This window comes from Flagellimonas pacifica, assembly GCF_900215465.1.
GTDB classification, from domain to species: domain Bacteria; phylum Bacteroidota; class Bacteroidia; order Flavobacteriales; family Flavobacteriaceae; genus Flagellimonas; species Flagellimonas pacifica.
This window is the reverse complement of the sequence record NZ_OBEH01000004.1, coordinates 339,389-355,321: the sequence shown is the minus strand read 5'-3', so window position 1 is coordinate 355,321 and position 15,933 is coordinate 339,389. Positions and strand designations below refer to the sequence as shown.

Here is a 15,933-nt window from a genome sequence, read left to right as displayed (position 1 = left end):
TATGAAGCATTTAGGTAAATTAAGTATTGTTCTGGTTTTGGTTCTGTCTATGGCATCCTGTGCCGATAAGAACAGTCCAAACTATCAGTATATGCCCAACATGTACGAACCTGTTGGATACGAAACCTATCAAGGAGTGGATAATGGATTGTTCCCACAAGGTACTGAAGCTATGCTTCCAGCGGAGAACACCATTGCCAGAGGTTATATGCCATATCAATTTGAAAACACATTGGAAGGAAAAGAATTGGCGAGATTACAACCAAGCCCTTTAGATTCACTTCAAAGTGAGGCCAACTTGACAAAAGGTAAGGAGTTATATGATATCTATTGCGCCATTTGCCATGGATCAAAAGGTAAGGGCCAGGGAACTTTGGTGAAAAGGGAAAAAATATTGGGTGTTCCCAGTTATGCGGATGTTGCACGTAACATTACCGTGGGTAGCACATACCATACAGTCTATTACGGATTAAATTCAATGGGCTCTTACGCATCTCAATTTGCTAATGAAGAAGAGATGTGGCAAGTATCAGAATACGTAATGAAATTAAAGGAAGACCTAACAAAATAATTGGATAAGAGTATACTATGTACACGTTTTCAAACAATCTAAAAATAGGATCTTTTATTGCAATGGCAGTTGGATTCATTTGCTTAACAATTGGTTTTGTAACTGCTCCAAGCACTGTTGAAGAAGCTAAGGCAATTGTAGCAGCAGCACATGACGATGGTCACGGTGGAGGTCATGGAGAAGAAGCTACCGGTCATACCGAAGAGGATGCTCACGGAGCTGCAGCTTCACATGATGAAAGCCATGATGCCGCACATGATGAACATTTATTGCATCAACTTCAGAATAGGCCGTGGTCTGCTCTATACGTTGCAGCCTTTTTCTTTTTCATGATATCATTGGGTGTTTTGGCCTTTTATGCAATCCAACGCGCTGCACAGGCCGGTTGGTCCCCATTGCTGTTCCGCGTTATGGAAGGAATAACCGCTTATTTGGTTCCAGGTGGAATCATTGTATTTGTAATATTGGTGCTTTCCGTATTGCACATGAACCACATGTTTGTCTGGATGGATGCCGATGTAGTGGCACATGATAAATTATTACAAGGAAAAGCAGGATATTTGAATCCAACGTTCTTTTTGGTAAGAGCGGCCATTTTCTTGGGTGGTTGGATATTCTACAGACAATATTCCAGAAAACTTTCTTTGGCACAAGACGAATCTGAGGACAACACCAATTTTGTAAAGAACTTTAGATGGTCCGCCGCCTTTTTGGTATTCTATTTGGTTACGGAATCAATGATGTCTTGGGATTGGATTATGAGTGTGGATCCACACTGGTTCAGTACCCTATTTGGATGGTATGTGTTTGCAAGTATGTTTGTTTCAGGAATAACTGTTATTGCCATGATATCCATTTACCTTAAATCCAAAGGATATTTGGAGAATGTAAACGATAGTCACATTCACGATTTGGCAAAATTCATGTTCGGTATCAGTATTTTTTGGACCTATTTATGGTTTGCCCAGTTCATGTTAATTTGGTATGCAAACATTCCGGAAGAAGTAACATATTTTGTTGCCAGACTGGAAGACTATAGATTGCCGTTCTTTGGAATGCTGGCCATGAATTTCATATTTCCATTGTTAGTGCTGATGAACAGTGATTATAAAAGAGTCAATTGGTTTGTAATTATGGCTGGTATAATAGTGCTTTTGGGGCATTATTTGGATGTTTTCAATATGATCATGCCTGCAACTGTAGGTGATCAATGGTATATAGGATTACCTGAAATTGGAGGAATATTGTTTTTTGGAGGGCTATTTGTGTACTGGGTGTTCAACGCACTTACAAAAGCGCCATTGCAACCCAAAAGAAACCCATTTATTGAGGAAAGTAGACAATTTCATTATTAATACGATTAAGTCTTAGAAAGATATACAATGACTGCATTATTAACATTGACTGTTTTAGTACTGGTAGCAATTGCGATCTGGCAAATGACCAAGATTTTCGAATTGTCCCAACTAAAAGCAGAAAACGCTGAGATAGCAACTGATTCTGATAACAAGTACAATGGCTATCTATTATTTGGGTTCCTGATTTTTATCTACGGCATTACCATATTTAGCTTTGCCAAGTATTCAAAAGTATTGTTGCCAGAAGCATCGTCTGCGCATGGTGGAGAGTACGACCAATTAATGTGGGTGTCATTCGCCATTATCTTTTTTGTGCAGTTCATCACCCAAGCTTTATTGCACTACTTCGGATATAAATATCGTGGAGAAGAAGGAAAGAAAGCACTTTTCTTTGCTGACAATGACCGATTAGAATTTATTTGGACCATTATCCCAGTTATAGTTCTTGCAGGATTGATTCTTTGGGGTTTATATACCTGGACCAACATCATGGAAATAAATGATGAGGATGATCCATTGATTGTTGAGCTCTATGCTCAACAGTTTAACTGGACAGCGCGCTATGGTGGAGATGATAATGTTCTTGGAGATGCAAGTGTGCGTTTGATTGATATTGATCGCGCCAATGTACTTGGTTTGGATGAATCTGATCCTAATGCTGCCGATGATATTCTTGTTAAGGAACTTCACCTTCCTGTAGGTAGAAAAGTGAACTTTATGATGCGTTCACAAGACGTATTGCATTCAGCCTACATGCCACACTTTAGAGCGCAAATGAACTGTGTGCCAGGTATGATTACACAATTTTCGTTTACGCCAACTGTCACCACCGCAGAAATGAGGTTGAACCCAGATGTAGTGGAAAAAGTGAAAAGGATAAACGGGATACGCGCAAAAAAAGCGGCCAAGGGAGAACCAAATTCAGATCCATGGGAGTTCGATTATGTACTACTTTGTAATAAAATTTGTGGAAAGTCCCATTATAACATGCAGATGAAAATTATTGTGGAGACGGAGGAAGAGTATAACAAGTGGATTGCTGAACAGGCAACATTTAAAGAAACCATTGCTTCGGTTGAATAAAAACTGAGCAAGAAAACTAAATTAAAAATTTAAAAGAGATTATGTCAGCTACTGGACACGACGATCACGGACATCATCATAAAGAAACTTTCATAACCAAGTATATCTTTAGTCAAGACCATAAGATGATTGCCAAGCAATATCTTATCACCGGTGTTTTGATTATGGGATTCATTGGGATAGCAATGTCATTGCTGTTTAGAATGCAATTGGCCTGGCCAGGTGAATCTTTTCCTGTTTTTGAGGCGTTGCTTGGGAAATGGGCCCCTGATGGTGTAATGGATGCCGATATCTATTTGGCTTTAGTGACCATGCATGGAACCATTATGGTATTTTTTGTTCTTACAGCGGGACTAAGTGGTACCTTTAGTAACTTATTGATTCCATTACAAATTGGCGCCCGTGATATGGCTTCAGGCTTCTTGAACATGCTTTCCTTTTGGATGTTCTTTGTATCGGCTGTAATCATGGTCATTTCACTTTTTGTTGAAGCTGGACCCGCATCTGCAGGGTGGACAATCTACCCACCTTTAAGTGCTTTGCCAATGGCACAAGCTGGATCTGGTGCAGGTATGACATTGTGGTTGGTTTCCATGGCAATATTCATTGCATCTTCTTTATTAGGTTCGTTGAACTATATAGTAACCGTTCTTAACCTTAGAACAAAAGGAATGTCCATGACACGTCTACCATTGACTATTTGGGCATTTTTTGTGACAGCTGTGATTGGTGTGATTTCTTTCCCGGTATTACTTTCAGCAGCTTTGTTGTTGATTATGGATAGAAGTTTTGGAACATCATTTTTCCTTTCGGATATCTTTATTCAAGGTGAAGTATTACATTACCAAGGGGGATCTCCGGTATTGTTTGAACACTTGTTTTGGTTCTTGGGTCACCCGGAAGTTTATATCGTTATTCTACCTGCAATGGGTATTGTATCGGAAGTAATGGCAGTTAATGCACGTAAACCTATTTTTGGTTACAGGGCTATGATTGCTTCAATTTTGGCAATTGCGTTTTTATCTACCATTGTATGGGGTCACCATATGTTCATTTCAGGGATGAATCCATTTTTAGGATCGGTTTTCACCTTTACAACCTTATTGATAGCTATTCCATCGGCAGTAAAAGCATTTAACTGGATTACGACTTTGTGGAAAGGAAATCTACAACTGAATCCGGGAATGCTCTTCTCCATAGGTATGGTATCAACCTTTATTACTGGAGGTCTTACCGGAATTATATTAGGAGATAGTACACTTGATATTAATGTGCACGATACCTATTTTGTTGTGGCTCACTTCCATTTGGTAATGGGTATATCAGCACTATATGGACTTTTTGCTGGAGTATACCACTGGTTCCCTAAAATGTTCCAGGGTAGAATGATGAACAAAAACCTTGGGTATGTTCACTTTTGGGTAACAGCAGTTGGCTCTTACGGAATATTTTTCCCAATGCATTTTGTAGGTATGGCGGGTGTTCCACGTAGATACTATGAAAATACTGCCTTTCCAATGTTTGATGACTTGACCAATGTACAGGTATTAATGACAGTTTTTGCCATAATAACAGCATCTGTTCAGTTGGTTTTTGCTTTCAACTTTATCCGAAGCATTTTCTACGGAAAGAAGGGACCTTTAAACCCCTGGAAAGCTACCACCTTAGAATGGACTGCACCGCAAGAGCATATACACGGGAACTGGCCTGGTGCTATTCCTCATGTACACAGATGGGCATACGATTACAGCAAAACTTATGAAAATGGCGATTATATTTTGCCTGGACAAGATTTTGTCCCTCAACATATTCCGCTACAAGATAATGAGGAAGAACTCCATCATTAATTAAAAGAATGTTGAAACCCATCCCAATCAGGATGGGTTTTTTGTTTGCGCAGTTTGGTACGGCAATTGTTAGCCGTAATTGTAATATCTTTAATAACCCAAAAGCAAACACTTGTGAAAAATCTAATATTACTTCTTCTCTTGCTATGCCATATCACTCTGTTGGCCCAACGTAAACCTAAAATAAAAGGGAGTCGAATCGTTACCGAGGTCAATGAGGAGCTTCCAGCGTTTAATGCCGTGCAGCTTAATGATAATTTAGATATTGTACTTAAAAAATCATTTGGACCAGGTTATGAAATTACTGCAGATGATAACCTCATTGATATATTAAAATTTAAGGTTGAGGACAGTACTTTGGTTGTTAGCTCATTTTATAATGTCACTGCAAAAAAACAATTCGATATCACAATAAATTATACGGAGTTAAGGGCCATCACTTTAAAAGATGGTAGTATTGTTACTGATGATATAATCAACAGTGATGAACTCTTTGTTGATGCTTTTGCAAATACACGGTTGAATTTGAAAGCAAGTGCTGCTGTAATGGATATTAATATGGAGGACACAAGCAAGGGAGATTTTAATGTGGATGTGGATTCTTTGAATGTTAGTTTGGGTAACCGGTCTGAGGCTTATATTTATGCCGTTAACGGAACCAGTTTGGTGGATATAGATGGAAATGGTTCTCTGACCTTTGAGGGTACTTCGGATACCATTCAAACTAATCTAACAGGAAATGCCAAGCTAAAAGCGGAAAAAATGGAAGCTGCAGTTATAAAGGCGAGATTAGAGAATGCGGCCAATGCCCGAATCTATGCGTTTAGAGATTTAGAACTTAGCGCGAAAGGAAATTCAAAAACTTACCTGTTTGGAAACCCAAAAATTACTGTATTGGAGTTTTTGGATACTTCGCAATTGATAAAGAAAATGGAGTAATTCTATTTTGAAATGGGTGCACTGAGACAATGCTCCGGAATCCCAAATCCATCTACCAAAACCTCAATATGCGGACGAAATTCGGTTGATAAACGTTCTACCCGTTGTCGAATGGCTTTGGACTTAGTGCCTCCAAAATAGCCTTGTTCCAAATACCATCTGGAATCATTGTGCAACTGGTGCAACGCATATAATGTTCCCAATTTTTCCATTAGAACCCTGTATTTTTCATCGGTTATTGTTGCGCAATACTCTGCAAATATTTTATAGGAAAGTTCAATGCTGTATGCCTTTCCCAAAGCCAATAAATGAGTTTGAACCTTTAAAAAGGCTTGGTATGACGGAACCCCTTTTTTAATATAATTTCGAATACGCATCGCCAAGGTGTAGGTTAATCTGCGTGTTCTGTAGTTAAAGGCGTGCTTGTGGAACTTTGGATTGTACAAATGTTCCGAATCAACTTTGTTCGAATAAATAGGATTAAGAGTGCTTATTTTATCGGACAATTGTGTGCTTAATAACTTTAAGACCGAAACAAACCCTGCACTGTTGAATTCAGCCTTAAAATCAGACAGAATTCCTTTGGCGGCAAGTTGTAATAATACATTGTTGTCTCCTTCAAAAGTGGTAAAAATATCCACATCTCCTTTCAGGTCTGCAATGCGGTTTTCTAATAAATACCCTTTTCCGCCGCACGCTTCCCTGCATTCTTGAATAGTACTGTTGGCAAACCATGTGATTACCGCTTTTAGCCCAGCCACTTGAGTCTCTACCTTTCTTTTGTCGGGTTGGGAGTCATCACTGTATCGACTCATCATTTCTTCAAGTGTGAAATGGTAAACATAGGCGCTGGCAATAGCTGGCGTTAGCCGAAGTTGATGTGTAGGATAATCCATGATTAAATCTTCTTGGATTTTGACACTATCATTGAACTGTCTTCGGTTCAGTGCATGCTTTACAGCTATACTCAACGCCATTTTTGCTCCTCCCAGAGCACCTTTGGCCACACAGATTCGTCCGCCCACCAAAGTTCCCAACATGGTGAAGAAACGTTTATTGGGATTTTTAATGGTAGAAAAATAAGTGCCATTGTCCTTAATTTCCCCATACTTGTCCAATAAATTTTCACGGGGAACCCTAACTTGGTTAAACCATATTTTTCCATTGTCCACACCATTTAATCCAAGCTTGTAGCCATTATCTTCAACAATAATTCCATCAAGCAACTCATGTTTCTCATTCCGCAGAGGAACCAAAATGGCATGGACTCCTTCATTTTTTCCATCAACAATAAGTTGCGCAAAAACCGAAGCGATTTTTGAGTGCAGGGCATTACCTATGTATTCCTTATTGTCATTTTTACCAGGTGTATGTATTACTATGGAATCCGTTTCTTTATCATAAGTGGCTGTTGTTTTTACACCCCTTACATTGGAACCATGCCCCGTCTCTGTCATCGCAAAGCAGCCCAATAATTTTGTTTTTCCTGTATCTCCCAAATACTGGTCATGGTGCTTTTTTGTACCTAGTTTTTGAATACTTCCCCCAAAAAGCCCAAACTGTACTCCAAATTTTACGGCGAGACTACCATCAATAAACATCAAATGTTCAAATATGGCCGCGTAAGACGGCATATTATTGGTGCCTCCGTACGCTTTTGGATAAGCCATTGCGCCATATCCTTTCTCACCTAAAAGGGAAACTTGTCTTAAAACCTTGTTCCTGAATTCTTCCTTGTTTCGTGATATGGTCCATTTAAAAATATCTTGATTAAGAAAAGAACGGAAGGAATCAACTTCTGACGCGTGAGCACCTTTAAGCAAAGCATCTAAGTTTTTGGAAGCATAATGATTAGAGGTTTTCTCATGAACCACTTCCACATTAAACAAATGATTGTAATGATTGGGCTGTATACCAAGGTTGATTTCAATATGCTTTAAATGCTCATTATGATCACATTGTTCGCAATACAAATTCCCCAACCGTTGACTGAAAGATGTCAAGGGGTAGATGTCGCTCTCAACTAGTTTTACCTGTGAAGAGGTGATGGTTTGTTTCCACTGCTTAAATTCAGTATCCGATGGTGGCTGTCCCTTATTTAACCAAGACAATAATTGTTTCTTTTCATCTGAATTTAATACTGAATCATCTTCGATTGTTTTTTTAACAACGGAAACTTCAGAAGCAGAAAGCAAATCATCTGACCAGATTACATAAAAAAAAGGTATATACTGTAAAATACCTATGGTATAATTGGGTAATGCCATTATGCAGGTAATTGAGGAATTGGTTTTTATGTAACTAATTTAAGCTTTAGATTTTTAAGACCTAATATGGTGGCTTATTTTATTCAAATTGGTTTCAAGTGCATCGGGTTTCAACTATATTTGTTAGGATATGAATGAGAACCTAGATCCAACACAGGATAATTTTTCACAAGAAGAACTGGATATTGAAAGAGCCTTACGGCCCATTACTTTTGATGATTTTACCGGTCAGGAACAGGTGTTGGAAAACCTAAAGGTTTTCGTTCAAGCGGCAAATCTTAGAGGGGAAGCTTTGGACCATACCTTGTTTCATGGCCCTCCCGGACTTGGTAAAACAACGCTCGCGCACATTTTGGCCAATGAATTGGGGGTGGGTATAAAAATCACCTCAGGTCCTGTTTTGGATAAACCAGGGGATTTGGCCGGACTCCTGACCAATTTGGAAGAGCGGGATGTACTGTTTATTGATGAGATTCATCGGCTAAGCCCTATTGTGGAAGAATATCTCTATTCCGCTATGGAGGATTACAAAATTGACATCATGATAGAAACTGGCCCCAATGCCAGGACGGTGCAAATCAATCTAAGTCCATTTACCTTGGTGGGGGCAACAACACGCTCTGGATTGTTGACAGCTCCAATGCGAGCAAGATTTGGTATTCAAAGTCGATTACAGTATTACAATAATGAGCTTCTTTCAACCATTGTTGAGCGAAGTGCCGAGATTCTGAAAGTACCTATCACAAATGATGCTGCAATTGAAATTGCGGGCCGCAGTAGGGGGACTCCAAGAATCTGCAATGCACTTTTACGCAGGGTTCGTGATTTTGCGCAAATAAAAGGTAATGGAAATATAGATCTTGATATTTCAAAGTTTGGACTCAAAGCCTTGAATGTGGATGCGCATGGCCTGGACGAGATGGACAACAAAATACTGAGTACCATAATTGATAAATTCAAAGGAGGCCCAGTTGGGATTACAACATTGGCTACTGCCGTTTCGGAAAGTGCTGAAACCATTGAAGAAGTATACGAACCCTTTTTGATTCAACAAGGATTCATCATGCGGACCCCTCGCGGACGTGAAGTGACAGAATTGGCCTATAAACATCTGGGTAAATTAAAAGGAGGGATTCAGGAAGGACTTTTTTAATGAAGCGATTGCCCCACATTTCTACCCTTAAGGTGATTGCCAACCGAAAAAGAATAAAGAAGAATCCTTTGCCCTTTCATCACGAGAACTTTCAAAAGTTGGGAGATACCTTTTGTGTTTCCATTCCTGCTGAGGGAAAAGTGATTTTTTCAAGAGACCCCAAATTGGTTAAGCAGGTACTTCAAAAGAAACACAGGTATTATTCCAAATCCAAGTTGCAGACCAGGGATTTGGCAAAATATATAGGTCATGGACTGTTGACTTCTGAAGGAGACCACTGGCGTACACATCGTAGAATGATTCAGCCAGCCTTTCACATGAAAAAGTTGAAAGGGCTTTTTGAGATTATGCGAAATGCAGTCAAGGAGGAATTAAATCGCATTGTGCCAAGTACCAACCAAGATGTTTTTACCTTAATGGGGGATTTGGCTTTTCAGGTGGTTGCAAAATCTTTATTTAGCAACAATGATATCAGGGAACCCATGGCGGGACTCAAACAGATTACCCAGGAAAATCAGGAAATGTTGGTCAAAGAGATGAGACAGCCCTATTTGAAATGGTGGTTTGCATTGTCAGGAGAGATATCTAAACAGTTAAGCAAAGGGGATAAGGCCAGGAACATTCTTAATGACTTGATTGAACAACGACTTTCAAAGGACAGTGGAGGGAATGACTTGTTGGATATGTTGCTGTCCACAACCTATGAAGATGGAACCAACATGCCAAGAAAACAATTGATCGACGAATTGATGATTTTGTTCACTGCTGGACATGAAACAACAGCCAATGCACTTGCTTTTACACTTTACTTTATTGCAAAGGACAAAAAGTTGCAGGAGCGATTGCTCATTGAAGTAAAGTCGCTGGAAAATGAGGATTATGATTGGGAAGATTTGGCAAAATTACCCTTGACTACTTCCTGTATCAAAGAAGCGATGCGTTTATACCCACCTGCATATTTTATTGATAGAGTGGCATTGGAAGCACACGATTTAAATGGGTTGGAGCTTAAAACAAATACCATGGTACTGCTTTCCCTTTATGAACTTCATAGACATCCTAAGTTTTGGAAGGACCCAGAAAAATATGTGGCAGATCGTTTTGTTGGACTTGACCCTAAGGAATACAATCATTATTATTATCCTTTTGGCGCTGGTCCAAGAATGTGCATTGGAAATGCTTTTGCTACCTATGAAATGATTATTGCTGTAGTTGAAATAATTAGAAAGTATAATCTTTCCACTGAAATGGGCGAGGTTGAGATAAACCCTATGATAACCCTAAAGCCCAAAGAGGTTTTTGCTAGCTTTAATCCAAGATAAATCTGTGAGTATCCATTCAAATACAAAACTCATAAAAGCTGAGGCAAAACGCCTCGGTTTTTTGTCTTGTGGTATATCCAAAGCTGGGTTTTTGGAAGAAGAAGCCCCCAGGCTGGAAAAATGGCTGAACCAAAACATGCATGGTGAAATGCAGTATATGGAGAACCATTTTGACAAACGATTGGACCCTACAAAATTGGTGGAAGGTTCAAAATCGGTGGTTTCCTTGCTTTTGAATTATTATCCGGCGAAAGAACAGAACCCAGAAGCTTACAAGATTTCCAAATACGCTTATGGGACCGATTATCACTTTGTGATAAAGGATAAACTCAAAAGTCTTTTGAATTTTATCCAAGAAGAAATAGGCGAGGTACATGGAAGGGCATTCGTGGATTCCGCTCCTGTTTTGGACAAAGCTTGGGCTGCACGTAGTGGATTGGGTTGGATTGGAAAACATAGTAACCTACTTACACAACAAGTGGGGTCGTTTTTTTTCATCGCCGAATTGATAATTGATTTGGAATTGGAATACGATGCTCCAGTAACAGACCACTGTGGCACCTGTACCGCCTGCATTGATGCTTGCCCTACCGAAGCCATTGTGGAACCTTATGTTGTGGATGGCAGCAAGTGTATTTCTTATTTCACTATAGAGTTAAAAAATGAAATCCCTACCGAGTTTCAAGGGAAATTTGATGATTGGATGTTTGGATGTGATGTTTGTCAAGATGTTTGTCCTTGGAACAGATTTTCAAAACCCCATAGCCAACCACTTTTTAACCCTCACCCAGAATTACTTTCCATGGATAAAAAAGATTGGGAAGAAATCACAGAGGATGTTTTTAGGCAAATCTTCAAAAAATCAGCAGTTAAGCGAACCAAATTCGCTGGTTTGCAGCGAAACATCAAATTTCTAAAATAAATCTTATTACATCGAAATCGATTGCCATTCCATTTTGATTGTTTTGCGCTTGGATTTTTTATCATAACAAGAAAGAAAACAGTATCTTGATGAGATGTACAGTGTATATATAACTAACTTTTACCACCGATCATCTTATGAAGATTAGAAAACCTGAACTAAGCTTTTGGCAGATTTGGAACATGAATGTTGGATTTTTGGGAATCCAATATAGTTTTGGACTCCAGCAGAGTGCCATCAATCCTATCTTTTTGTTTTTAGGGGCAAAAGAGGAAATCCTTCCCATTTTAAACATAGCCGGACCGGTTACTGGTTTAATTGTTCAACCTCTTATTGGAGCTATTTCTGATAAAACATGGTCAGCAAAATGGGGTAGGAGAAAGCCTTTTTTCTTGATAGGTGCCGTTTTGGGTAGCTTATGTTTGTTTGCTTTTCCACTGAGTCCAGCATTGTGGTTCGCAGTTGGCTTGTTATGGATTTTAGATGTTGGCAACAATATGGCCATGGAACCTTACCGGGCTTTTGTTGGGGATAAATTACCCGATAAACAATTGAGTATGGGGTATCAGATGCAAAGTTTGTTTGTTGGTGCAGGAATTCTTTTAGCTAATGCATCTATCTTTTTATTTCAGGATTGGTTTGGTGGAGGCCAAGAAGTGGAAGGAACCATTCCCAAATGGTTGTATTATTCATTCTTCATTGGTTCTTTTCTGTCTGTGGCTACTATTTTATGGTCCGTTTTAAAAACACCGGAGATTCCTCCAAGTGATGAAGAACTCAAAGAAATAAATAAACATAAAGCATTGCCTTTTATAGAGCGTTTTAAGATGCCATTTATTGAGATTTCCCAGGCAGTCAAGGAAATGCCAAAATTTATGTGGAAACTTTCCGCGGTTTATCTATTTCAATGGTATGCATTGTTCATTTATTGGCAATTTATTACTCCATTGTTTAAAGCAACAATGGGGTATGATACTTCCGAAGCCGCAGCTCAAGCTGCAAAAATGAGTACTACCTATAACATTGTAACAGCAGTAGTAGCTTTAATATTGGTGCCATTGACGGTAAGATATGGAGGAAAGAAAATTTATGCCCTGAGTCTTTTTGGTACAGCATTGGCTCTTTTTGCCATTCCCCATATTTCGGACCCAGTTTATGTATTGATTCCAATGGTTTTATTCGGTATTGGTTGGGCAGCTATGATGGGAATCCCATATAGCATGGTTTCCAAAATTGTTCCCCAAGAGAGAAGAGGAGTGTATATGGGTATTTTAAATATGATGATTGTTATCCCAATGGGAATACAAACGTTGACGTTTGGTTCTATTTTTAAGAATCTTTTGGGCGCAAACTCTGTTAATGCTATTTTGTTTGCAGGAGTGTTCTTTGCCATTGCTTCAATTTTGGCAATGAGGTTGAATGTTTCCAAAGAAGAAAATAGTGGCTAGTACAGCTAAAGAGTGTCGCTGGTAAAGCAGATTGATTTTTATAGCACATATCGATATAATACTATTAAATTTGCCCATTCAATTATAAGGTATGAGCAAAGAAAAACAACGTCAGGAAGCATTACATTATCATGCTAAACCCCAACCAGGTAAGATAAAAATTGTTCCTACCAAACCCTATGCTACTCAACGGGATTTGGCCTTGGCCTACTCCCCCGGAGTTGCAGAGCCTTGTCTGGAGATTGAAAAGAATAAGGAAGATGTATACAAATACACGGCTAAAGGAAACATTGTTGCCGTAATCTCCAACGGGACTGCAGTTTTGGGACTGGGAAATATAGGTCCAGAGGCATCTAAGCCTGTAATGGAAGGGAAAAGTCTGCTCTTCAAGATTTTTGCGGATATTGATGGAATGGATATTGAGCTGGATACTACGGACGTAGATAAGTTTGTGGAAACGGTAAAAATCATTGCACCCACCTTTGGTGGAATCAATCTAGAAGATATAAAAGCACCGGAGGCATTTGAAATTGAACGCCGCTTAAAGGAGGAACTGGATATTCCGGTGATGCATGATGATCAGCACGGAACAGCAATAATATCTGCTGCCGCTTTGTTGAATGCCATAGAAATAGCTGATAAGAAAATAGAGGAAGTCAAAATTGTGGTCAGTGGGGCAGGAGCTGCTGCGGTTTCTTGTACGCGGCTTTATAAAGCTTTTGGAGCTAGAGCAGAAAATATTGTTATGCTGGATAGTAAAGGGGTAATCCGAAGCGATAGGGAAAACCTTTCTAAAGAAAAATTGGAATTTGCTTCGGACAGGAAGATAGATACCCTGGAAGAGGCCATGAAAGGTTCCGATGTTTTTATAGGTTTGTCCATTGCAAACATAGTGACCCCTGAAATGCTCAAATCTATGGCCAAAGACCCCATTGTATTCGCTATGGCCAATCCAGATCCGGAAATTGAATTTAACCTAGCGTGCAAAACAAGAAAAGATATTATCATGGCCACGGGGCGATCAGATCACCCAAATCAGGTAAACAATGTTTTGGGGTTCCCATTTATTTTTAGGGGAGCTTTAGATGTGCGGGCTACCAAGATCAATGAAGAAATGAAGATGGCAGCAGTGCGGGCATTGGCAGATTTGGCCAAGGAGCCTGTTCCTGAACAGGTGAATATTGCCTATGATACCACTAGACTGGCTTTTGGTAAAGATTATATCATTCCCAAGCCATTTGACCCAAGATTGATTACCAAAATTCCACCTGCAGTAGCCAAAGCAGCTATAGAAAGTGGTGTGGCCAAAGCTCCAATTAAGGACTGGAAAAGATATGAGGAAGAACTCTATCAAAGATCAGGGAACGATAACAAGGTGGTGCGTTTAATGCACAATCGAGCTAAACTTAACCCCAAACGTATTGTTTTTGCAGAAGCTGAGTTGTTGGATGTGATGAAAGCTGCCCAAATTGTTTATGAAGAAGGCATTGCAACTCCCATTTTGCTTGGTAACAAAGAGATTATCGAAAATTGGAAGAAAGAACTGGATTTTGATGCTGAGGTACCTATAATTGACCCACGTGCTGACGAGTTTAGTGAAGTCAGAACAAAATACGCACTTAAGCTTTGGGAAATAAGAAAACGAAGAGGAGAGACTCAATATAGCGCTAGGGTCAATATGGGCAAACGAAATTATTTTGGAGCCATGATGCTTTTGGAAGGTGACGCAGATGGGATGATTTCTGGTTACTCTAGATCCTATCCAAAAGTTTTGAAACCCGTATTTGAAGTTTTGGGACGTGCCAAAGGAGTAACCAATGCCTCAACTGTGAACATAATGATTACAGACAGAGGACCATTGTTCTTAGCAGATACCTCAATCAATGTTGATCCCAATGCAGAGGAACTGGCAGAAATAGGCCAAATGACTGCAAATGTTGCCAGTACTTTTGGGTTTAACCCGGTAATGGCTATGCTGTCCTATGCTAACTATGGATCATCAAGCCATCCTAATGCACAAAAAGTAAGAGAGGCGGTTAAAATTTTACATGACCGTAATCCAGAGTTATTGGTAGATGGAGAGATTCAAACCGATTTTGCGCTGGATCAAGAATTGTGTCATAACAACTTTCCATTTTCCAAGCTGGCAGGTAAAAAGGTCAATACTTTGATATTTCCTAATTTGGATTCAGCGAATATTACCTATAAATTACTCAAGGGATTGCATAATGCTGAATCTATTGGGCCAATCATGGTTGGTTTAAGGAGATCGGCACACATCCTTCAATTGGGCGCCAGTGTTGATGAAATGGTGAATATGACAGCTGTTGCGGTGATTGATGCCCAAGAACGTGAAAAAAGACGAAAAGCAAAATTGGAAAAAGAGTAGGGCCTTAAATCCTAAAAGTCACTGATCTAATAATCCAATATCCAAGTAGATATGATTACCCACCTAAAAGGAAAATTAGTAGAAAAGAACCCAACCTATGTTATCATCGAATGCAATGGAGTTGGATATTTTTTGAATATTTCACTGCACACATATTCACAATTAAAGGATGAGGAGAATGTTCTACTTTTTACCCATTTACAAGTAAAAGAAGATTCGCATACCTTGTTTGGTTTTGTTGAAAAAACGGAACGGGAAATATTTAGACTGCTCATTTCGGTTTCTGGAATAGGATCTAGCACTGCCCGTACCATGTTATCTTCACTGTCTCCCATTCAAGTTAGGGATGCAATTGCTAATGGTGATGTCCCTTCTATACAGGCAATCAAGGGAATAGGAGCCAAGACGGCGCAACGTGTTATATTGGACTTGAAAGACAAGATTTTAAAAGTCTACGATATGGGCGAAGTTTCCTACCAATCAAACAATACTAGCAAAGAAGAAGCGTTATCTGCTTTAGAGGTTCTTGGTTTTGTCCGGAGACAATCAGAAAAGGTTGTGGACAAGGTGTTATCCAATGATCCTTCACTAAGCGTTGAGAACATTATTAAACAGGCGCTGAAAAATTTGTAAC

The 15,933-nt window shown here is 39.4% G+C and carries 12 protein-coding genes; 11 read left to right on the top strand and 1 reads right to left on the bottom strand.

From position 1 onward, the window contains the following. The first annotated feature begins 1 nt into the window (after position 1). The 5 genes from CRO15_RS14185 to CRO15_RS14165 all read left to right on the top strand — a co-directional run bounded on the left by CRO15_RS14185 (position 2) and on the right by CRO15_RS14165 (position 5,798). Complete coding sequence (locus tag CRO15_RS14185; RefSeq protein ID WP_097046646.1) at positions 2–571, top strand: c-type cytochrome; 570 nt, start codon at positions 2–4, stop codon at positions 569–571. A gap of 17 nt (positions 572–588) precedes the next feature. Then, on the top strand, positions 589–1,926 hold the full coding sequence (locus CRO15_RS14180) for a quinol:cytochrome C oxidoreductase (protein WP_097046494.1): 1,338 nt from the start codon (positions 589–591) through the stop codon (positions 1,924–1,926). Between the two features lie 27 nt (positions 1,927–1,953). Then, positions 1,954–3,012, top strand: a complete 1,059-nt coding sequence (locus tag CRO15_RS14175) for a cytochrome c oxidase subunit II (protein ID WP_097046493.1) — start codon at positions 1,954–1,956, stop codon at positions 3,010–3,012. Between the two features lie 41 nt (positions 3,013–3,053). Further along, on the top strand, positions 3,054–4,859 hold the full coding sequence (locus CRO15_RS14170) for a cytochrome c oxidase subunit I (RefSeq protein WP_097046492.1): 1,806 nt from the start codon (positions 3,054–3,056) through the stop codon (positions 4,857–4,859). A 114-nt stretch (positions 4,860–4,973) separates the two neighbouring features. Continuing rightward, on the top strand, positions 4,974–5,798 hold the full coding sequence (locus CRO15_RS14165; protein ID WP_165769960.1) for a GIN domain-containing protein: 825 nt from the start codon (positions 4,974–4,976) through the stop codon (positions 5,796–5,798). Between the two features lie 2 nt (positions 5,799–5,800). Here CRO15_RS14165 and CRO15_RS14160 read toward each other — a convergent pair whose 3' ends face one another. Continuing rightward, positions 5,801–8,065: an acyl-CoA dehydrogenase family protein gene (locus tag CRO15_RS14160; RefSeq protein ID WP_097046490.1), complete on the bottom strand. Its 2,265-nt coding sequence runs from the start codon at positions 8,063–8,065 to the stop codon at positions 5,801–5,803. 130 nt (positions 8,066–8,195) lie between these two features. Between CRO15_RS14160 and ruvB the strand changes: the two genes are divergently transcribed. The 6 genes from ruvB to ruvA all read left to right on the top strand — a co-directional run bounded on the left by ruvB (position 8,196) and on the right by ruvA (position 15,932). Beyond that, on the top strand, positions 8,196–9,218 hold the full coding sequence (gene ruvB / locus CRO15_RS14155; protein ID WP_097046489.1) for a Holliday junction branch migration DNA helicase RuvB: 1,023 nt from the start codon (positions 8,196–8,198) through the stop codon (positions 9,216–9,218). Then, complete coding sequence (locus CRO15_RS14150; RefSeq protein ID WP_097046488.1) at positions 9,218–10,540, top strand: cytochrome P450; 1,323 nt, start codon at positions 9,218–9,220, stop codon at positions 10,538–10,540. The genes ruvB and CRO15_RS14150 overlap by 1 nt, the downstream gene beginning before the upstream one ends. 4 nt (positions 10,541–10,544) lie before the next feature. After that, a complete protein-coding gene (gene queG / locus CRO15_RS14145; RefSeq protein WP_097046487.1) occupies positions 10,545–11,462 on the top strand; it encodes a tRNA epoxyqueuosine(34) reductase QueG in 918 nt (305 codons plus the stop codon). 137 nt (positions 11,463–11,599) lie between these two features. After that, the gene (locus CRO15_RS14140; protein WP_097046486.1) at positions 11,600–12,910 is read left to right on the top strand and encodes an MFS transporter; all 1,311 of its coding nucleotides are present in this window, start codon (positions 11,600–11,602) and stop codon (positions 12,908–12,910) included. A gap of 91 nt (positions 12,911–13,001) precedes the next feature. Continuing rightward, a complete protein-coding gene (locus tag CRO15_RS14135) occupies positions 13,002–15,299 on the top strand; it encodes an NADP-dependent malic enzyme (protein ID WP_097046485.1) in 2,298 nt (765 codons plus the stop codon). Positions 15,300–15,350: 51 nt separating this feature from the next. Next, complete coding sequence (ruvA, locus tag CRO15_RS14130; protein WP_097046484.1) at positions 15,351–15,932, top strand: Holliday junction branch migration protein RuvA; 582 nt, start codon at positions 15,351–15,353, stop codon at positions 15,930–15,932. Position 15,933: the final 1 nt, after the last annotated feature.